17 protein-coding genes are annotated in these 15,109 nt (G+C 65.9%); 10 read left to right on the top strand and 7 right to left on the bottom strand.

All coding sequences use genetic code 11. From position 1 onward, the window contains the following. Nucleotides 1-158: 158 nt before the first annotated feature. Together F3J43_RS08610 and F3J43_RS08605 are read right to left on the bottom strand one after the other, a co-directional pair. A complete protein-coding gene (locus F3J43_RS08610) occupies nucleotides 159-755 on the bottom strand; it encodes a superoxide dismutase (protein ID WP_166884746.1) in 597 nt (198 codons plus the stop codon). Between the two features lie 231 nt (nucleotides 756-986). Then, a complete protein-coding gene (locus F3J43_RS08605) occupies nucleotides 987-1,586 on the bottom strand; it encodes a LysE/ArgO family amino acid transporter (protein ID WP_166884744.1) in 600 nt (199 codons plus the stop codon). Between the two features lie 124 nt (nucleotides 1,587-1,710). Here F3J43_RS08605 and F3J43_RS08600 point away from each other — a divergent pair, with 124 nt between their 5' ends. The 3 genes from F3J43_RS08600 to F3J43_RS08590 all read left to right on the top strand — a co-directional run bounded on the left by F3J43_RS08600 (nucleotide 1,711) and on the right by F3J43_RS08590 (nucleotide 4,556). Next, the gene (locus tag F3J43_RS08600; protein ID WP_166884742.1) at nucleotides 1,711-2,601 is read left to right on the top strand and encodes a LysR family transcriptional regulator ArgP; all 891 of its coding nucleotides are present in this window, start codon (nucleotides 1,711-1,713) and stop codon (nucleotides 2,599-2,601) included. Between the two features lie 49 nt (nucleotides 2,602-2,650). Beyond that, complete coding sequence (locus tag F3J43_RS08595; protein ID WP_166884740.1) at nucleotides 2,651-3,646, top strand: NAD-dependent epimerase/dehydratase family protein; 996 nt, start codon at nucleotides 2,651-2,653, stop codon at nucleotides 3,644-3,646. Between the two features lie 88 nt (nucleotides 3,647-3,734). After that, nucleotides 3,735-4,556, top strand: a complete 822-nt coding sequence (locus tag F3J43_RS08590) for an ATPase (protein WP_166884738.1) — start codon at nucleotides 3,735-3,737, stop codon at nucleotides 4,554-4,556. 86 nt (nucleotides 4,557-4,642) lie between these two features. Here F3J43_RS08590 and F3J43_RS08585 read toward each other — a convergent pair whose 3' ends face one another. The 3 genes from F3J43_RS08585 to F3J43_RS08575 are packed head-to-tail and all read right to left on the bottom strand — an operon-like array spanning nucleotide 4,643 to nucleotide 7,197. Next, the gene (locus F3J43_RS08585) at nucleotides 4,643-5,692 is read right to left on the bottom strand and encodes an alkene reductase (RefSeq protein WP_166884736.1); all 1,050 of its coding nucleotides are present in this window, start codon (nucleotides 5,690-5,692) and stop codon (nucleotides 4,643-4,645) included. Nucleotides 5,693-5,711: 19 nt separating this feature from the next. Next, on the bottom strand, nucleotides 5,712-6,881 hold the full coding sequence (locus tag F3J43_RS08580; RefSeq protein WP_166884734.1) for an MFS transporter: 1,170 nt from the start codon (nucleotides 6,879-6,881) through the stop codon (nucleotides 5,712-5,714). Nucleotides 6,882-6,894: 13 nt separating this feature from the next. Beyond that, complete coding sequence (locus tag F3J43_RS08575; RefSeq protein WP_166884732.1) at nucleotides 6,895-7,197, bottom strand: ArsR/SmtB family transcription factor; 303 nt, start codon at nucleotides 7,195-7,197, stop codon at nucleotides 6,895-6,897. Between the two features lie 152 nt (nucleotides 7,198-7,349). Here F3J43_RS08575 and F3J43_RS08570 point away from each other — a divergent pair, with 152 nt between their 5' ends. Further along, nucleotides 7,350-7,973 (top strand): acyl carrier protein phosphodiesterase, encoded by a 624-nt coding sequence (locus F3J43_RS08570; RefSeq protein ID WP_166884730.1) that lies wholly within the window; start codon nucleotides 7,350-7,352, stop codon nucleotides 7,971-7,973. 547 nt (nucleotides 7,974-8,520) lie between these two features. Here F3J43_RS08570 and F3J43_RS08565 read toward each other — a convergent pair. Both F3J43_RS08565 and olsB read right to left on the bottom strand, forming a co-directional pair. Then, complete coding sequence (locus tag F3J43_RS08565; protein WP_166884728.1) at nucleotides 8,521-9,303, bottom strand: lysophospholipid acyltransferase family protein; 783 nt, start codon at nucleotides 9,301-9,303, stop codon at nucleotides 8,521-8,523. Beyond that, nucleotides 9,303-10,058 (bottom strand): L-ornithine N(alpha)-acyltransferase, encoded by a 756-nt coding sequence (gene olsB, locus F3J43_RS08560; protein ID WP_166884726.1) that lies wholly within the window; start codon nucleotides 10,056-10,058, stop codon nucleotides 9,303-9,305. The genes F3J43_RS08565 and olsB overlap by 1 nt, the downstream gene beginning before the upstream one ends. A 133-nt stretch (nucleotides 10,059-10,191) precedes the next feature. Between olsB and F3J43_RS08555 the strand changes: the two genes are divergently transcribed. The 6 genes from F3J43_RS08555 to F3J43_RS08530 all read left to right on the top strand — a co-directional run bounded on the left by F3J43_RS08555 (nucleotide 10,192) and on the right by F3J43_RS08530 (nucleotide 14,966). Beyond that, nucleotides 10,192-11,079, top strand: coding sequence for an acyl-CoA dehydrogenase middle domain-containing protein (locus tag F3J43_RS08555; protein WP_166884724.1), 888 nt, complete (start codon nucleotides 10,192-10,194; stop codon nucleotides 11,077-11,079). Nucleotides 11,080-11,146: 67 nt separating this feature from the next. Next, nucleotides 11,147-12,223, top strand: coding sequence for a serine hydrolase domain-containing protein (locus F3J43_RS08550; protein ID WP_166884722.1), 1,077 nt, complete (start codon nucleotides 11,147-11,149; stop codon nucleotides 12,221-12,223). Beyond that, the gene (locus tag F3J43_RS08545) at nucleotides 12,220-12,516 is read left to right on the top strand and encodes an amidase (protein ID WP_166884720.1); all 297 of its coding nucleotides are present in this window, start codon (nucleotides 12,220-12,222) and stop codon (nucleotides 12,514-12,516) included. Before F3J43_RS08550 ends, F3J43_RS08545 begins: the two co-directional genes overlap by 4 nt. Nucleotides 12,517-12,560: 44 nt before the next feature. Beyond that, nucleotides 12,561-13,154 (top strand): YceI family protein, encoded by a 594-nt coding sequence (locus tag F3J43_RS08540; protein ID WP_166884718.1) that lies wholly within the window; start codon nucleotides 12,561-12,563, stop codon nucleotides 13,152-13,154. Nucleotide 13,155: 1 nt separating this feature from the next. Next, nucleotides 13,156-14,313: a phospholipase D-like domain-containing protein gene (locus F3J43_RS08535; RefSeq protein WP_166884716.1), complete on the top strand. Its 1,158-nt coding sequence runs from the start codon at nucleotides 13,156-13,158 to the stop codon at nucleotides 14,311-14,313. A gap of 74 nt (nucleotides 14,314-14,387) precedes the next feature. Next, complete coding sequence (locus tag F3J43_RS08530) at nucleotides 14,388-14,966, top strand: DJ-1/PfpI family protein (RefSeq protein WP_166884714.1); 579 nt, start codon at nucleotides 14,388-14,390, stop codon at nucleotides 14,964-14,966. Nucleotides 14,967-15,109 lie beyond the last annotated feature (143 nt).

Genomic DNA, 15,109 nt, shown 5'->3' with positions numbered 1-15,109 from the left:
ACGCGAAGCCGGGCGTGGTGAATCGTGTCGGGCTTGTGCGGCGGGTGAAGACAGGGGGGCAGTTTACCTGTGCCCACGCGTTTTTCGCGTGTGGATGCAGTCGGTAAATAAAGAAAAACCCGGCGCGAGGCCGGGTTTTTCAATGGGCGCTGAACGGATCAGGCCTTGAAGGTCTTGCCTTCGAACTGCTCGGCAACGAACTTCCAGTTGACCAGGTTCCAGAATGCCTCGACGTACTTCGGACGCAGGTTGCGGTAGTCGATGTAGTAGGCGTGTTCCCAGACGTCGCAGGTCAGCAGCGGGGTGTCGCCACTGGTCAGCGGGTTGCCGGCGCCGATGGTGCTGGCCAGGGCCAGGGAACCGTCGGCCTTCTTCACCAGCCAGCCCCAGCCGGAGCCGAAGGTGCCGACGGAAACCTTGGTGAACTCTTCCTTGAACTTGTCGAAGGAACCGAAGGCGGTGTTGATGGCTTCAGCCAGGGCACCGGTCGGCTGGCCGCCGGCGTTCGGCGCCAGGCAGTTCCAGTAGAAGGTGTGGTTCCAGACTTGAGCGGCGTTGTTGAAGATGCCACCCGAAGAGGTCTTGACGATCTCTTCCAGGGTCTTGCCTTCGAATTCGGTGCCTGGGACCAGGTTGTTCAGGTTCACGACATAGGTGTTGTGGTGCTTGTCGTGGTGAAACTCCAGGGTTTCCTTGGAGATGTGCGGCTGCAGGGCATCGTGGGCGTACGGCAGCGGCGGCAATTCAAAAGCCATGGTGGATCTCCTGATTCAGGTCTGTTTGCGGTTTGCGCAAGGCCGATCACGGGCGGCCCGATGTACGTCGGCGAGTTTGTACTCTTTGCGACGCAAGGGCTGGATCATAGCACCGGCCCCGACGCATAACCACGCAACATCCGTAGGGAATAGAGGTTCCAGAGCGGTTCGCCGGGCGCGACAGGCGGGGCCGGTGCTGCGCTGGGTGGGGGCCTGGCTTTCGTGGGGGTGTCAGTTGAAGATCAACTGCGCGGCCACCGCGAACATCATCACTGCCACCATCAGGTCGAGCAGCCGCCAGGTGGCGGGCCGGGCCAGCCACGGCGCCAGCCAGGCGGCGCCGATCGCCAGGGTCGAGAACCACACCAGCGAGGCGCTGGCGGCACCGGCGACATAGGCCCCGGGCACGGCCTGCTGGGCGCCCAGCGAGCCGATCAGCAGCACGGTGTCGAGGTACACGTGGGGATTGAGCAGGGTCACTGCCAGGGCGCTGAGCAGCACCGCACGGCGTGAGCGCATGCCCTGGCCCTCCTGATGTTGCAGGCTTTGCTTCGAGCAGGCGCTGCGCAGTGCCTTGGCGCCGTACCAGATCAGGAACAGCGCGCCACCCCAGCGAGCCACGGCCAGCAGCGTCGGGTTGTGGGCCAGGACGGTGGCCAGGCCGAATACGCCGGCGGCAACCAGGATGGCGTCGCAGATGATGCACAGTGCGGCCACCGGCAGGTGATGCTCGCGGCGCAGGCTTTGCGCCAGGACGAAGGCGTTCTGCGCGCCGATGGCCATGATCAGGCCGAAGGCCACCAGCATGCCGTTGAGATAGCTTTGCCACATAAGAGGAACACTCCACTGGCGCCGACGTTACCGTGGGCGCGGATTGCAAGAAAGATGTGGCCATTGTGGCGAGATCGTCTATATAAGAAAAACAAATAGAGCTGATCCGTCATTAGGAAAATCGATGTTCGACTACAAGCTGCTCGCCGCCCTCGCCGCGGTGATCGAACAAGCTGGCTTCGAGCGCGCCGCCCAGGTGCTGGGGCTGTCGCAATCGGCCATTTCGCAACGCATCAAGCTGCTCGAGGCGCGGGTCGGGCAGCCGGTACTGATACGGGCCACGCCGCCCAGCCCGACCGAAGTAGGGCGGCAACTGCTCAACCATGTGCAACAGGTGCGGCTGCTCGAACGCGACCTGCAGCGCCAGGTGCCGGCGCTGGACGAGGAGGGCATGCCCGAGCGCCTGCGCATCGCCCTCAACGCCGATAGCCTGGCAACCTGGTGGGCCGGCGCGGTGGGGGTGTTTTGCGCACAGCAGCAGTTGCTGCTGGACCTGGTGGTCGAGGACCAGGATGTGGGCCTCAAGCGCATGCGCGCCGGCGAGGTCGCGGCCTGCCTGTGCGGCAGCGAACGGCCGGTGGCCGGGGCACGCAGCCTGGCGCTGGGGGCGATGCGGTATCGGGCACTGGCCAGTCCGGCCTTCATGGCACGGTACTTCCCACAGGGGTTCGAGCGCGCCCGGCTGGCACGCACGCCGGCGATCGTGTTCGGTCCGGATGACTTCCTGCAGCACCGTTACCTGGCATCCCTGGGTATCGAGGATGGTTTCCTGCACCACCTGTGCCCCTCTTCCGAGGGGTTCCTGCGCATGACCGAGGCCGGCCTGGGCTGGGGCCTGGTGCCGGAACGCCAGGTGGCCGAGCAACTGGCCCGTGGCGAGTTGGTGGAAATCTGCAGGGATACGCCCATCGACGTGCCGCTGTACTGGCATCATTGGCGAAACGGCGGGCAACTGCTCGCCCAACTGACCGAACACCTGCGCCATACCGCGCAGGACTGGCTGGTGCCGTTGTAGGCATATCCGACGTCAGTTGCATCTGAAATCAGGCAAGGCGGAGTCTTACATGCGAATTCTGGTCACCGGCGCGAGCGGCTTCATTGGCGGACGCTTCGCGCGGTTTGCCCTGGAGCAGGGCCTGGACGTGCGGGTCAACGGCCGGCGGGCGGAGGGCGTGGAGCACCTGGTCAAGCGGGGCGCGCAGTTCATCCCCGGCGACCTGGGCGACGCCGAACTGGCCCGACGTCTGTGCCAGGGGGTCGACGCGGTGGTGCATTGCGCGGGCGCGGTCGGTACCTGGGGGCGTTACCAGGACTTTCACCAGGGCAACGTGGTGCTGACCGAGAACGTGGTCGAGGGGTGCATCAAGGAACATGTGCGGCGCCTGGTGCACCTGTCGTCGCCGTCGATCTACTTCACCGGCCGCTCGCGTCTGGACATCCGCGAGGACCAGGTGCCGCGGCGTTTCCATGACCACTACGGGCTGACCAAGCACCTGGCCGAGCAGAAAGTCTTCGGTGCCCAGGAGTTCGGCCTGGAGGTGCTCGCCTTGCGTCCGCGCTTCGTCACCGGGGCGGGGGATGCGAGCATCTTCCCGCGGCTGATGGGGATGCAGCGCAAACGCCGCCTGGCGATCATCGGCAACGGCCTGAACAAGGTCGACTTCACCAGTGTGCACAATCTCAATGAAGCGTTGCTCGGCGCGTTGTTCGCCCCGGACCAGGCCCTGGGCCAGGCCTACAACATCAGTAATGGCCATCCGTTGCCGTTGTGGGATGTGGTGAACTATGTGATGCGCCAGATGCAGCTGCCCCAGGTCGAGCGCTACCGTTCCCGTGGCCTGGCCTACAGCCTGGGGGCCTTGAACGAGGCGGCCTGCCTGCTCTGGCCGGGGCGACCACAGCCTACCCTCAGCCGTACCGCCGTGCAGGTGATGAGCACGGACTTCACCCTGGACATCAGCCGCGCGCGCCAGTACCTGGACTACCGGCCGAAGGCCGACCTGTGGCCGGCGCTGGATGAATTCTGCGCCTGGTGGAAGGCGCAACCAGGCTGGCAGTGAACCTGTCGGGTGGATGATGGTCATCAGTGCGCCGCTTCGGCGGTTTATACTCATGCCTCTTTGCTACCACTGCGGTTGAATGCCACCCATGCGTAACGACGCCCACGACGATTTCGACGATGTGCCCACCCTGCGTGCCGGTACCCCCGATGATGACGAACTGCTGCCTGCCCATGTCGCGCGCAGCCGCCAGAAGGTGGCGCGGCCACGCAGCAATGGCCCGTTGTGGGCCTTGCTGGGCGCATCGTTCATAGCCTTGGCCGGCCTGGGGTGGTGGAGCTTCCAGCAGATCTCGCTGATGGAGCAGCAACTGGTGGCCACCCAGGAGAGCTTCGCGCGCATCAGCGAGGAGGCTGCCGGGCGCCTGCAGGCGATCAGCGGCAAGGTCGATGCCAGCGAATCCAGTGCCAGTACCGGCAGCGAGGCGCTGAAGTTGCAGATCCGCCAGTTGCAGGCCTCGTTGGCCGAGCAGGGCAAGCAGCAGCAAGGGGTTGCCGGGCAGGCGGGCGACCTGGACAAGCGTCTGGAACAGGTATTGGCCGACACCCGTGAGCAGCAGAAGGCGGTGACCGAGTTGCAGGGGCAGTTGCAGGCTCAGCTGAAGGCCGTCAACGCCGAGCTTGCGGCGCTCAAGTCCGGGCAGTTGGACGGTGGCAAGCTCGAGGGGCAACTCAAGAGCCTGAGCAGCGATGTGGCGACCTTGAAGAAGGGCAACCCAGGCGCGGCCATCGCCAGCCTGGAGCAGGATGTGCTGGTGCTCAAGAGCCAGGCCGACAATCGTCCGGCGCCGTCGGCCGGTGGCGCCTCGGTGCAGGAGTTCGATGCCTTCCGCGGCCAGACCACCCGCAACATCAGTACCTTGCAGAGCCAGATCCAGAACCTGCAGCAGCAGATCAACGCCCGGCCCTGAGTTCGGCGCTCATCGCGGGGCAAGCCTGCTTCCACGGCAATTGGTACAGCCAGCGTGGGAGCGGGCTTGCCCCGCGATCGTTTCAGTCACAGCCGCGGATAATCGATGTATCCCACTGGCCCCTTGCCATAGAACGTCTCCGGATGCGCTGTGTTGAGCGGCGCGTCGGCGGCCAGGCGCGCGGGCAGGTCGGGGTTGGCGATGAACGGAATGCCGAAGGCCACGGCGTCGGCCTTGCCGCTGGCCAGGGCGGCATTGGCGCTGGCCTTGTCGAAGCGCTCGTTGACGATATACGGACCGCCAAAGGCTGCCTTGATCAGCGGGCCGATGCTGTCGTCGGCTTCCCTCTCCCGTGAACAGATGAAGGCGATGCCGCGCTTGCCCAGTTCGCGAGCCACGTAGCCGAAGGTTTCGGCGCGGTTGCTGTCACCCATGTCATGGGCGTCGGCGCGTGGCGCCAGGTGTACGCCTACCCGGCCTGCGCCCCACACTTCGATGGCCGCGTCGGTCACTTCCAGCAGCAGGCGGGCGCGGTTTTCCAGCGAGCCACCGTAGCGGTCGGTACGCTGGTTGGTGCTGCTCTGCAGGAACTGGTCGAGCAGGTAGCCGTTGGCGCCGTGGATCTCCACGCCGTCGAAACCGGCGGCCTTGGCGTTCTCGGCACCGCTGCGGTAGGCCTCGACGATATCGCTGATCTCTTCGGTTTCCAGGGCGCGTGGTGTCGGGTAGTCGCTCAGCGGGCGTACCAGGCTGACGTGGCCCTTGGGCTGGATGGCACTGGGCGCCACCGGCAATTCGCCGTTGAGGTAGGACGGATGGGAGATGCGCCCGACGTGCCAGAGTTGCAGGAAGATGCGCCCACCGGCGGCGTGGACGGCCTTGGTCACGTTGTTCCAGCCACGCACCTGCTCGTCGTTCCAGATGCCTGGGGTATCGGGGTAGCCAACGCCCATCGGCGTGACCGAAGTCGCCTCGCTGAGGATCAGTCCGGCGCTGGCACGTTGGACGTAGTATTCGGCCATCAGCGCGTTGGGGACGCGGCCTTCGTCGGCACGGCAGCGGGTCAGCGGGGCCATGATGATGCGGTTGGGCAAGCTCAGCTCACCCAGGGTGATCGGATCGAAGAGCGTGGTCATGTCAGAAGCCTCGCACGGGTCAGTGGGATACGTTGGCCAGTTCGGCGTCGCCACCGCGCTGGCTGAAGGTGACCAGGGTGACGATCAGTGCCAGCACCGCCAGGGCCGCCGCCGCCAGGGGGACGCGGGTCAGGCCAAGGCCATGGGCGATGACGCTGCCGCCGATCCAGGCGCCGAGGGCATTGCCCAGGTTGAAGGCGCCGATGTTCAGGGTCGACACCAGGTTCGGCGCGGCCTTGCCGTAGGTCACCACGTTGACCTGCAGCGCCGGCACGGCGGCGAAGGCGGCGGTGGCCCAGAGGAACAGGGTGATCTCGGCGGGTACCAGCGCGACGCTGGTCCAGCTCAGCACGGTGCAGACCACCGCCATGCTGGCGAAAACGCCCATCAGGGTGGCGCCCAGGCGTCTGTCGGCCAGCTTGCCGCCGAGGATGTTGCCCAGGGTCAGGCCCAGGCCGATCAGCAGCAGGGTCCAGGTCACGCCGCGCGGGGAGACGCCGGTGACTTCGCCGAGCAGCGGCGCGACGTAGGTGAACAGGGCGAACATCGAGGCTGAGAACAGCACGGTCATGCTCAGCGACAGCCAGATGCCCGCCCCTTTGAGCGCCACCAGTTCGCTGCGCAGGTTCACCTGTTCGGCATCGCGTTGCAGGGGCAGGAAGCGGATCAGGCCGAGCAGTGCGACCACGCCGATGGCGGTCACCGCCCAGAAGGTCGAGCGCCACCCGGCCACTTGGCCCAGTGCGGTGCCCAACGGCACGCCGAGCACGTTGGCCAGGGTCAGGCCGGTGAACATCAGGGCCACCGCCGAGGCGCGGCGGTTGGCGGGCACCAGGCCGGCAGCGACCACCGAGCCGATGCCGAAGAACGCGCCGTGGCACAGTGCGGTGACCACCCGGGCGAACATCAGCAGGTTGTAGTCGCCGGCTACCGCGCACAACAGGTTGCCGATGATGAACACGCCCATCAGCGCCACCAGTGCGGCCTTGCGTGGCAGGCGGGCGGTGGCCAGGGCCATGAACGGCGCGCCGATGGCCACGCCCAGGGCATAGCCGGTCACCAGCCAGCCGGCGCCGGGAATGCTTACGCCGAGGTCCTGGGCGACATCGGGCAACAGGCCCATGATGACGAACTCGGTGGTGCCGATGGCGAAGGCGCTGAGCGCCAGGATCAAGAGGGGGAGGGGCATGGCGAGATCCTTGTCAGAGCTCTTGGCTGATCTGCTTGAGGAACGCCTGGATGGTGTCCTCGTTGCGTTTGAAGAAGTGCCACTGGCCGATCTTCTGGCTGCTGACCAGGCCGGCGCGTTGCAGGGTGGCCAGGTGGGCGGAGACGGTCGACTGCGAAAGTCCGCAGCGCTGGTCGATCTGCCCGGCGCAGACGCCGTGTTCGATGCTGTGGTGCTGGTCGGGGAAGTGCGCGGCCGGCTCCTTGAGCCAGACGAGAATGTCCCGTCGGACGGGGTGGGACAGGGCTTTGATGATTTCGTCGATATCGAGAGGCATGATCGGGCTCAGTGTGTGTAGCGGTATATCGCGATGAGGCGAAATATAAATCGGTATTTCGCGATATACAAATATGAAGAGGTTCTGAGTCGAGCGTGAAACGTTATATCGGGCTGTGCCAGCGGGTGCGGGTGCGGTGCTAGACTGCCGCCATGAACTACCTCGCACACCTTCATCTGGGCGGTCCGGCGCCGCAGCAACTGCTGGGCAGTCTGTATGGCGATTTCGTCAAAGGCTCGCTCGAGGGGCGTTTTCCCCCGGCGCTGGAAGCTGCAATCCGCCTGCATCGGCACATCGACCGCTATACCGACAGTCATCCGCAGGTACTGGCGGCGCTGGCGCGTTTCCCCCGGGAGCGGCGGCGGTTCGCCGGCATTGCCCTGGATGTGTTCTTCGACCATTGCCTGGCCCGGCATTGGGGCGAGTACGCGGAGCAGCCACTGGAGCAGTTCACCCGGGGGTTCTACCGGGTGCTGTTGGCCGAGCCGGCGTTGCCCGGCCGCCTGGCGCGGATCGCACCGTATATGGCGGCGGATGACTGGCTGGGGGCCTATGGCGATTTCGCTACTCTCGAGCAGGTGTTTCATGGCATTGCCCGGCGGTTGTCGCGACCTGAAGGGATGGACGGCATGATGGATGAGCTGGAGCGGCTTTATGAGCCGTTGCTGGCGGACTTCCGGGTGTTCTATCCACAGTTGCAGGCGTTTGCCGAGGCGGGGAGAGGGGAGAGTGCTTTGGTTGCAATTGGATCGGGGAGTGTGGGGGCAGGGCTATAGTCTTGTAGCGCTCTTGAGATCGAGCGCCGCCCGCGCGGCGCATCGCGGGCTATCGCCCACTCCCACATTTGTTTCGGGCCAGTCTCTCCTGTGGCATTGCCTGGTCCGCCTTGTTAGCAGGACGCGGTTTCAGCGTGGGCGTCGCTGGCGCTTCGCCTGACTTGAGACATGCACCAAGGCATACAGCGATACCCCCACAGGACAGCATCTGTTTCGGGCCAGTCTCTCCTGTGGCATTGCCTGGTCCGCCTTGTTGGCAGGACGCGGTTTCAGCGTGGGCGTCGCTGGCGCTTCGCCTGACTTGAGACATGCACCAAGGCATACAGCGGTACCCTCACAGGACTGCATCGCCCGAAACAGATGTGGGAGTGGGCGATAGCCCGCGATGCGCCGCGCGGGCGGCGCTCGATCTGCTAGGCGCCGCAAGACTCCAGCCCCGCACCAGGCGGTAAAAGGTGCTCGATCTCCAGAGCGCTGCCTTTGCCTCGGCGGACACTGGAAAGCCCTCATGCGATGTCCCCAAGGAACCCGGCCCCAACGCACATCCTCAAGCAGCCTTCACCCCCCGACGCTGCTCGACCTCCTCGAAACCGAACAAAGCCAGGTGTATCGCCTGCTGCGCCTGGAGCGCCAGCGCCGCGCGCTCCTTGCCGGCGCTTTGAACAGGTGGCAACAGCTGGATCACCACCTCGCCACGGTCCTGGCCGAACAGCCGCATCAGATGCGACACCAGGTCATCCTCGCCAATGAACGGTGCAAGTGGATCTGGCTGGCCATCGCGCAGGTACTGGATCGCCACTGGCTGCAACGGCGTGCCTCGGTCGATGGCACCGGCCAGCAGGCGGCCATGGAAGGTACGCAAGGTACGGCCATCAGTAGTGGTGCCTTCAGGGAAGATCAGCAAAGGACGCTGCTCGCCGAGCAGGCCACTGATCTGTTCGCGCAGGCGTTGGGCATCGCCGCCGCCACGGCGAATGAACAGCGTCCCGGCCTTTTCCGCCAGCCAGCCGGCCACCGGCCATTGGCGAACTTCGGCCTTGGACAGGAACGACAGCGGGGTGAGCATGCCCAGCAGGGGGATGTCGGTCCACGACACATGGTTGCAAACCCACAGCAGCGGCTGGCGCGGCAGCTCACCCTGGATCCGTACCTTGAAGGGCAGGGCGTCGACCAGGTGACGCATGAACAGGCAGGTCCAGCGCTGGCGGCGTTCGGCCGAGGCTTTCAGGCCGAGCCGTTCGCCCACGGCGATGACACTGGCCATGGCCAGGCCCAGGGCAACCACCAGTAGCAGGCGCAACAGGCGGGCTATCGCCCGCAGGCGCGGCATCAGACCGCCGCCTTGAAGTGGCGGGCGTAGCGTGGGCACAGTTCGTCGCGCTTGAGCAGGATGAACACGTCGGCAACCTGGAAATCCTCGTCCCAGCAGGGTTCGCCGCAGATCTTCGCGCCCAGGCGCATATAGGCCTTGAGCAGCGGCGGCATCTCGGCGATGACATTGTTGGGCAAGGCCAGGGTCGGCAGCGGGTTCTTCGGTTCGGCGCGCAAGTGCTCGGTGCACAGGTAGCGCTCGCGCAGGCGCTGCATGATCGCGTGGGCTTGTACGCCGCCGTCTTGCATGGGGATGCTGGCGCAACCCATCAGGTAGCTGTAGCGACCCTCATTGAGCACTTCGGCCAGTTCGCCCCAGAGCACGGCGATGGTGCCACCGTTGCGGTAGTCCGGGTCGACGCAGGTCCGGCCGAGCTCGAGGATCGGCCCCTGCAACTGCAGCAGGCCGTGCAGGCTGAATTCTTCCTCGCTGTAGAAGCGGCCCAGGCTGCTGGCGGCTTGGTGATCGAGCAGGCGGGTGGTGGCGACCAGTTGCCCGGTGCTCAGGTCACGCACGCCGATATGGCGGCAGTGGATATCGTAGTCGTCCATGTCCAGGCCGTGTTCGGCGCCCTTGAGCTTGGCCTTGAATTCGGCGCTGAATACCTTGAAACGCAGGGCCTGTGCTTCTTGCAGGGCCGTGGCGCCGACCAGGCGTTCGGCTTGCAGACGGCGTTCGGTGCTGTTGTCGCCAGGGCGAGCGATCCGGGTCATTGCGAGTCTCCATAAGCCAGCCCAAGGGTTGCGGCCGGTCGGCTTTGTTGTGCAAAGTCAGCCTAGGTACGCGCAGTGTCACCTCCGTGAATCTTTGGTGATGCTTGCGTGACACCCTCAAAAGGAGCTTGCGATGGCCTGGTTGCAACGACTCAACGACCCTCTGCGTCAGCCATTGGCGGCGACCCTGGGCGAAACCTACAGCGCGGTGTTCGAACGCCTCGGCACGGCTGCCCCGTTCGAACTGGCGGTGCTCGGCGGACGCGCCATGGCCACTCCCGGCCTGGCCTTCCTGCTCGGTTACCAGGCGGCCCTGCGGGTGCTCTGGCCCAGCGCGCCGGCAAGCCTGGGCGCGTTGTGCGCCACCGAGCGACGCAGCGTGCGCCCGGCGGACATGCGCACCCGGCTGGAGGGCCTGCGCCTGAGTGGCAGCAAGGATTTCGTTACCGCTGGCCTGGAAGCCGAGTGGCTGCTGGTGGCGGCGCGCCATGAAGGGCAGGATGAGGCGCCGAGCCTGCAACTGGCGGTGGTCTATCCAGGTGAGCCTGGCGTTACCCTGGAAGCCTTGCCGACCCTGCCCCTGATGCCTGAGGTCGGTCACGGTCGGCTGATACTGGAGGGGGCTGCCTGTGAACTGCTGGCCGGCGATGGCTGGGATGCCTACGTGAAGCCCTTCCGCTCGCTGGAGGATCTCTACGTGCTCAGCGCGCTGGTCGCTTGGCTGTACGGCGTGGCCCAGGAGTGCGCCTGGCCCCAGGACCTGCGCTTGCGCCTGCTGGCGTTGTTGGCTGGGTGCGCCGAAGGCAGCCGGCAATGCCCCGAGGGGGTGGCCTGCCATTTGCTGCTGGGCGGGCTGTTCGCCCAGTTCCAGGGCCTGCGCGGCGAGATAGACAAGGCGCTGGCCAGCGGGCCTGAGCAGTGGCTGCAACTGTGGCAGCGCGACCAGAGCGTGCTGGCGCTGGCCGCCGCCGCCCGTGACAAGCGCCTGGCCAAGGCGTGGGCTGCCGCCGGATTGTCATGAAAGCCTGAGAGGCTGGGGGATTCGTTGAACCATGGGGCTGCCTCGCCGGCCCAAGCAGGCAGCTTTCATGAAGGCAGTGCTGTTGTTCCTGGCCATGCTGGCCTGCCCGTCCTGGGCCGAAGACTGGCCCGGCGCGCAATGGCCAGTCGACACTTCCACGTTCGACTGGCAGGCCGTCGATGCCTACGCCTTCCCGCCGCGTGACGCCGAGCGCAGTGGCGTGCGCACCGATGCCTTGTTGATCATCCGCGATGGTCACATTCTCCACGAGCGCTACGCCGCGCCTACCGGCGCCGACACCCCGCACCTGACCTGGTCGGTGAGCAAGAGCGTGCTGGCCACGGTCATGGGCGTGGCCTACGGCGAGGGACGCTTCCGGCTGGACGATCCTGCCGCGCGCTACTACCCCGCCTTGCAGCAGCACCCGACGCTGCGCCTGGCCGACTTGCTGCATTGGGCCAGCGGCCTGGCCTGGCAGGAAGACTACGAATACGCGCCACTGAAATCGTCGGTGGTCGCCATGCTCTATACCCGTGGCCGCAACGACATGGCCGCCTACACCGCCGGCATGCCGGCCGCTCGCCCGCCGGGCACTCGCTTCGTCTACTCCAGCGGCGACAGCAACCTGCTGGCCGCGGCCCTGCGTGGCATGCTCGAGCCGGGACGCTACGCCGACTATCCCTGGCAGGCACTGTTCAATCCGCTGGGTATCGACAGTGCCGCCTGGGAGCGCGATGGCGCGGGCACCTATGTCGGTTCCTCATATCTATACCTGAGCGCCCGGGACCTGGCGCGCATCGGCCTGCTGATGCAGCGCGGCGGGCGCTGGCGCGAGCAGCAACTGTTGCCGGCGCGGTGGCTGGCGTTCAACCGAACCCTGTTCACGAGCGCCGAGCCCCTTCCCGGCGAAGCGAACCCAGGAGGCCACTGGTGGCTGAACCAGCCATTGCCCGGCCAGTCGCCGCCATGGCCGGACGCGCCGCTCGACACCTTCGCCGCCTTGGGACACTGGGGGCAGGCGCTGTATGTGTTACCCGCGCAGAAACTGGTGATCGTACGCTACGGCGATGATCGCGACGGCACCTACAGCCACAACGAACTGCTCAAGCGAGTGCTGGCCGCCGTGGCCGGGGAGGGGAGATGAAGCGGATCCTGCTGCTGGCGTTGGCGCTGCTGTTGGCCTGGGGCTGGCACGAGCGCCAGGCGCTGGCGGACTTCCCCGGCATCCTCTCGGCGTATTCGGCGAAGGAGTACTGCTCGTGCCGTTTCGTGATGCACTTCGACGAGGCGTACTGCCGGGGTTATGTGAAGCAGTACCTGCCCCTTGCCTCGCTCGAGGAGGACAGCGTGCGGCGGCAGGTCACGGCCCAAGGCCTGGGGCGGAGCAACCAGGCGGCCTGGCAGGGCCGGCGCGAGGGCTGCCGCTTGCTGCCGTGAAACCGTGCGGGTAAGGTTGACGGTCTTGTTTCACAGGATTTCACATGTTCAAGCCGTCCCGTCTGCTCCCCACCTTGTTGCTTCCACTGATCATGGCCACGGGCCTCCCCGCCCAGGCCAACTGGCATCTGGATGGCGAGTCGTCGCGTCTGTCCTTCGTCACTGGCAAGAACGGCAATATTGCCGAGGTCAACCGCTTCCTGGTGCTGCATGGCAAGGTCGATCGCAAGGGCGCGGCCGAGGTCAGCATCGAGATGGACTCGATCAGCAGTGGCATCCCGCTGCGTGACGAGCGCATGCGCGACGGACTGTTCGCGTTCGAGCAGTTTCCCGAAGCCACGGTACGGGCGCAGATCGACCTGCGGCCGATCAACGACCTGGCCAATGGTGCCCAGCTGGAATTGCGTCTGCCGGTGAGCGTCACCCTGCATGGCCAGACCCGCAGCTATACCCCCCTGTTGTTGGCCACCCGCCTGGATGAGCGACGCTTCCAGGTGGTCACGCTCGAGCCGTTGATCCTGAGCGCCTCGGACTTTGGCTTGTTGCCGGGTCTGGAAAACCTGCGCAAGCTCGCCGGGCTCAGATCAATCAATCCTTCGGTGCCGGTGAGCGCGGTGCTGATCTTCACCGCACGCTGAGATGCCCGGGCCGGTCTTCCCCTGGCGGGATGGCAATCAGTTCGAACTGCTGATCGATGGCCCTGCATTCTTTCCGCGCATGCTCCTGGCGATCGTGCGCGCCGAGTTCCAGGTCGACCTGGAGCTGTACCTGGTCGAGGGCGGTGCCTGTGCCGAGGCCGTGGTCGAGGCGCTGGAGCAGGCGGCGCAGCGTGGCGTGCGGGTGCGCTGTCTGTTCGACGACTATGGCTCGTTGGCCTTTCCCGGCGTATTGCGTGAACGGTTGCTGGCGGCGGGGGTGTACTTGCGTTGGTACAACCGCCTGCGCTGGCGTCGTGGCCTGCGCAACCTTTACCGCGATCATCGCAAGCTGCTGCTGGTGGACGAGCGTTGGGCAGTGGTGGGCGGCACCGGGGTCACCGATGAGTTCTGGAGGCCCGACGTCGACACCAGCGAATGGCATGAGGTGATGGTGCGCATGGAGGGGCCGGTGGTCACCGACTGGCAACTGTTGTTCGACCGTCAATGGCACGCCAACCAGCGTCGTACCGCCTGGCGCCCGCCGGAGGGGTTCGGCCTGCCGCGCCTGCCCCGGGTACCGGCCCAGGGCCAGGGCATGGGCCGGGTGGCCTATGCCGACGCCCGCCAGCACCAGGACATCCTGCATGCGCTGGTGCGTGCGCTGAACAGCGGCCAGCGGCGGATCTGGCTGGCCACGCCGTACTTTCTGCCGACCTTCAGCGTGCGCCGCTCGCTGCGCCGGGCTGCGCTCAAGGGCATCGACGTGCGCCTGCTGCTCACCGGCCCACGTACCGACCATCCGGCGGTGCGTTATGCCGGGCATCGCTATTACCCGCGACTGCTGCGCGCCGGGGTGCGGATCTTCGAATACCAGCCCTGTTTCCTGCATCTGAAAATGGTGCTGGTCGACGATTGGGTCAGCGTCGGCTCCTGCAACTTCGATCACTGGAACCTGCGCTTCAACCTCGAGGCCAACGTCGAGGCCCTCGATCCGCCGCTGACCGCTGCGGTGGCGGCCAGCTTCGAACGCGATTTCGCCCAGAGCCTGGAGGTCGACCTGGCGCGCTGGCATGCCCGGCCGTTGTGGCGGCGGGTGCAACAGCGGCTGTGGGGTTGGTTGGACCGGGTAGTGGCCAACCTGCTGGATCGCCGCGACTAGGGGCGTATATCGCTGCGGGTCAAAGCAGACTATCGTGCTGGGATTGTTCCCAGACAACCGATGGAGTGGATGCGATGACGGCGAAGAAAATTCTCATGCTGGTGGGTGATTACGTCGAGGACTACGAGGCGATGGTGCCGTTCCAGGCCCTGCGCATGGTCGGCCATACCGTGCACGCGGTGTGCCCGGAGAAAGTCGCGGGGCAGACCGTGCGCACGGCGATCCATGATTTCGAGGGCGAGCAGACCTACAGCGAGAAACCCGGGCACAACTTCGCCCTGAACTACGACTTTGTCCAGGTCCGCGCCGAAAGCTATGACGCGCTGCTGATCCCTGGTGGTCGGGCGCCAGAGTACCTGAGGCTCGATGACAAGGTGCTGGAACTGGTCCGGGCCTTCGACCACGCCGGCAAGCCGATCGCGGCGGTGTGCCATGGCGCGCAACTGCTGGCGGCGGCCGGAGTGTTGAAAGGGCGTGAATGCAGCGCTTATCCGGCCTGTGCGCCCGAGGTGAGGCTGGCCGGCGGGAAGTTCGTCGATATCGCGGTGGACCAGGCGCATGTGGACGGCAACCTGGTGACGGCGCCGGCGTGGCCTGCACATCCGGCGTGGCTGGCCGCGTTTCTCAAGGTGCTGGGGACGCGTATCCAGTAGCCCTTCCATCGCAATCAGTCGAGGCGATCGCGGCAGGAGTCGGCGTAGCTGGTGCAGCCTTGCGGTTCGGTAGCGGTCGTGGAGAAATACCTGTCGCGCAGGGGCAAGGGCAGGTTGCCGGGCCGATGATAGGGTTCCCCTTC

Origin of the sequence: Pantoea sp. Cy-639, from assembly GCF_011752525.1 — a bacterium.
Taxonomy (GTDB): domain Bacteria; phylum Pseudomonadota; class Gammaproteobacteria; order Pseudomonadales; family Pseudomonadaceae; genus Aquipseudomonas.
The sequence above is the reverse complement of the archived record's forward strand: the minus strand, read 5'-3'. Positions and strand labels throughout refer to the sequence as shown.

Coding starts and splice junctions, on each gene's coding strand:
- F3J43_RS08595 (WP_166884740.1), top strand. CDS start 2,651: ATGCGAATTCTGGTCACCGGCGCGAGCGGCTTCATTGGCGGACGCTTC.
- F3J43_RS08585 (WP_166884736.1), bottom strand. CDS start 5,692: ATGACCACGCTCTTCGATCCGATCACCCTGGGTGAGCTGAGCTTGCCC.
- F3J43_RS08610 (WP_166884746.1), bottom strand. CDS start 755: ATGGCTTTTGAATTGCCGCCGCTGCCGTACGCCCACGATGCCCTGCAG.
- F3J43_RS08540 (WP_166884718.1), top strand. CDS start 12,561: ATGTTCAAGCCGTCCCGTCTGCTCCCCACCTTGTTGCTTCCACTGATC.
- F3J43_RS08575 (WP_166884732.1), bottom strand. CDS start 7,197: ATGCCTCTCGATATCGACGAAATCATCAAAGCCCTGTCCCACCCCGTC.
- F3J43_RS08550 (WP_166884722.1), top strand. CDS start 11,147: ATGAAGGCAGTGCTGTTGTTCCTGGCCATGCTGGCCTGCCCGTCCTGG.
- F3J43_RS08535 (WP_166884716.1), top strand. CDS start 13,156: ATGCCCGGGCCGGTCTTCCCCTGGCGGGATGGCAATCAGTTCGAACTG.
- F3J43_RS08600 (WP_166884742.1), top strand. CDS start 1,711: ATGTTCGACTACAAGCTGCTCGCCGCCCTCGCCGCGGTGATCGAACAA.
- F3J43_RS08555 (WP_166884724.1), top strand. CDS start 10,192: ATGGCCTGGTTGCAACGACTCAACGACCCTCTGCGTCAGCCATTGGCG.
- F3J43_RS08545 (WP_166884720.1), top strand. CDS start 12,220: ATGAAGCGGATCCTGCTGCTGGCGTTGGCGCTGCTGTTGGCCTGGGGC.
- F3J43_RS08570 (WP_166884730.1), top strand. CDS start 7,350: ATGAACTACCTCGCACACCTTCATCTGGGCGGTCCGGCGCCGCAGCAA.
- F3J43_RS08580 (WP_166884734.1), bottom strand. CDS start 6,881: ATGCCCCTCCCCCTCTTGATCCTGGCGCTCAGCGCCTTCGCCATCGGC.
- F3J43_RS08590 (WP_166884738.1), top strand. CDS start 3,735: ATGCGTAACGACGCCCACGACGATTTCGACGATGTGCCCACCCTGCGT.
- F3J43_RS08605 (WP_166884744.1), bottom strand. CDS start 1,586: ATGTGGCAAAGCTATCTCAACGGCATGCTGGTGGCCTTCGGCCTGATC.
- F3J43_RS08530 (WP_166884714.1), top strand. CDS start 14,388: ATGACGGCGAAGAAAATTCTCATGCTGGTGGGTGATTACGTCGAGGAC.
- olsB (WP_166884726.1), bottom strand. CDS start 10,058: ATGACCCGGATCGCTCGCCCTGGCGACAACAGCACCGAACGCCGTCTG.
- F3J43_RS08565 (WP_166884728.1), bottom strand. CDS start 9,303: ATGCCGCGCCTGCGGGCGATAGCCCGCCTGTTGCGCCTGCTACTGGTG.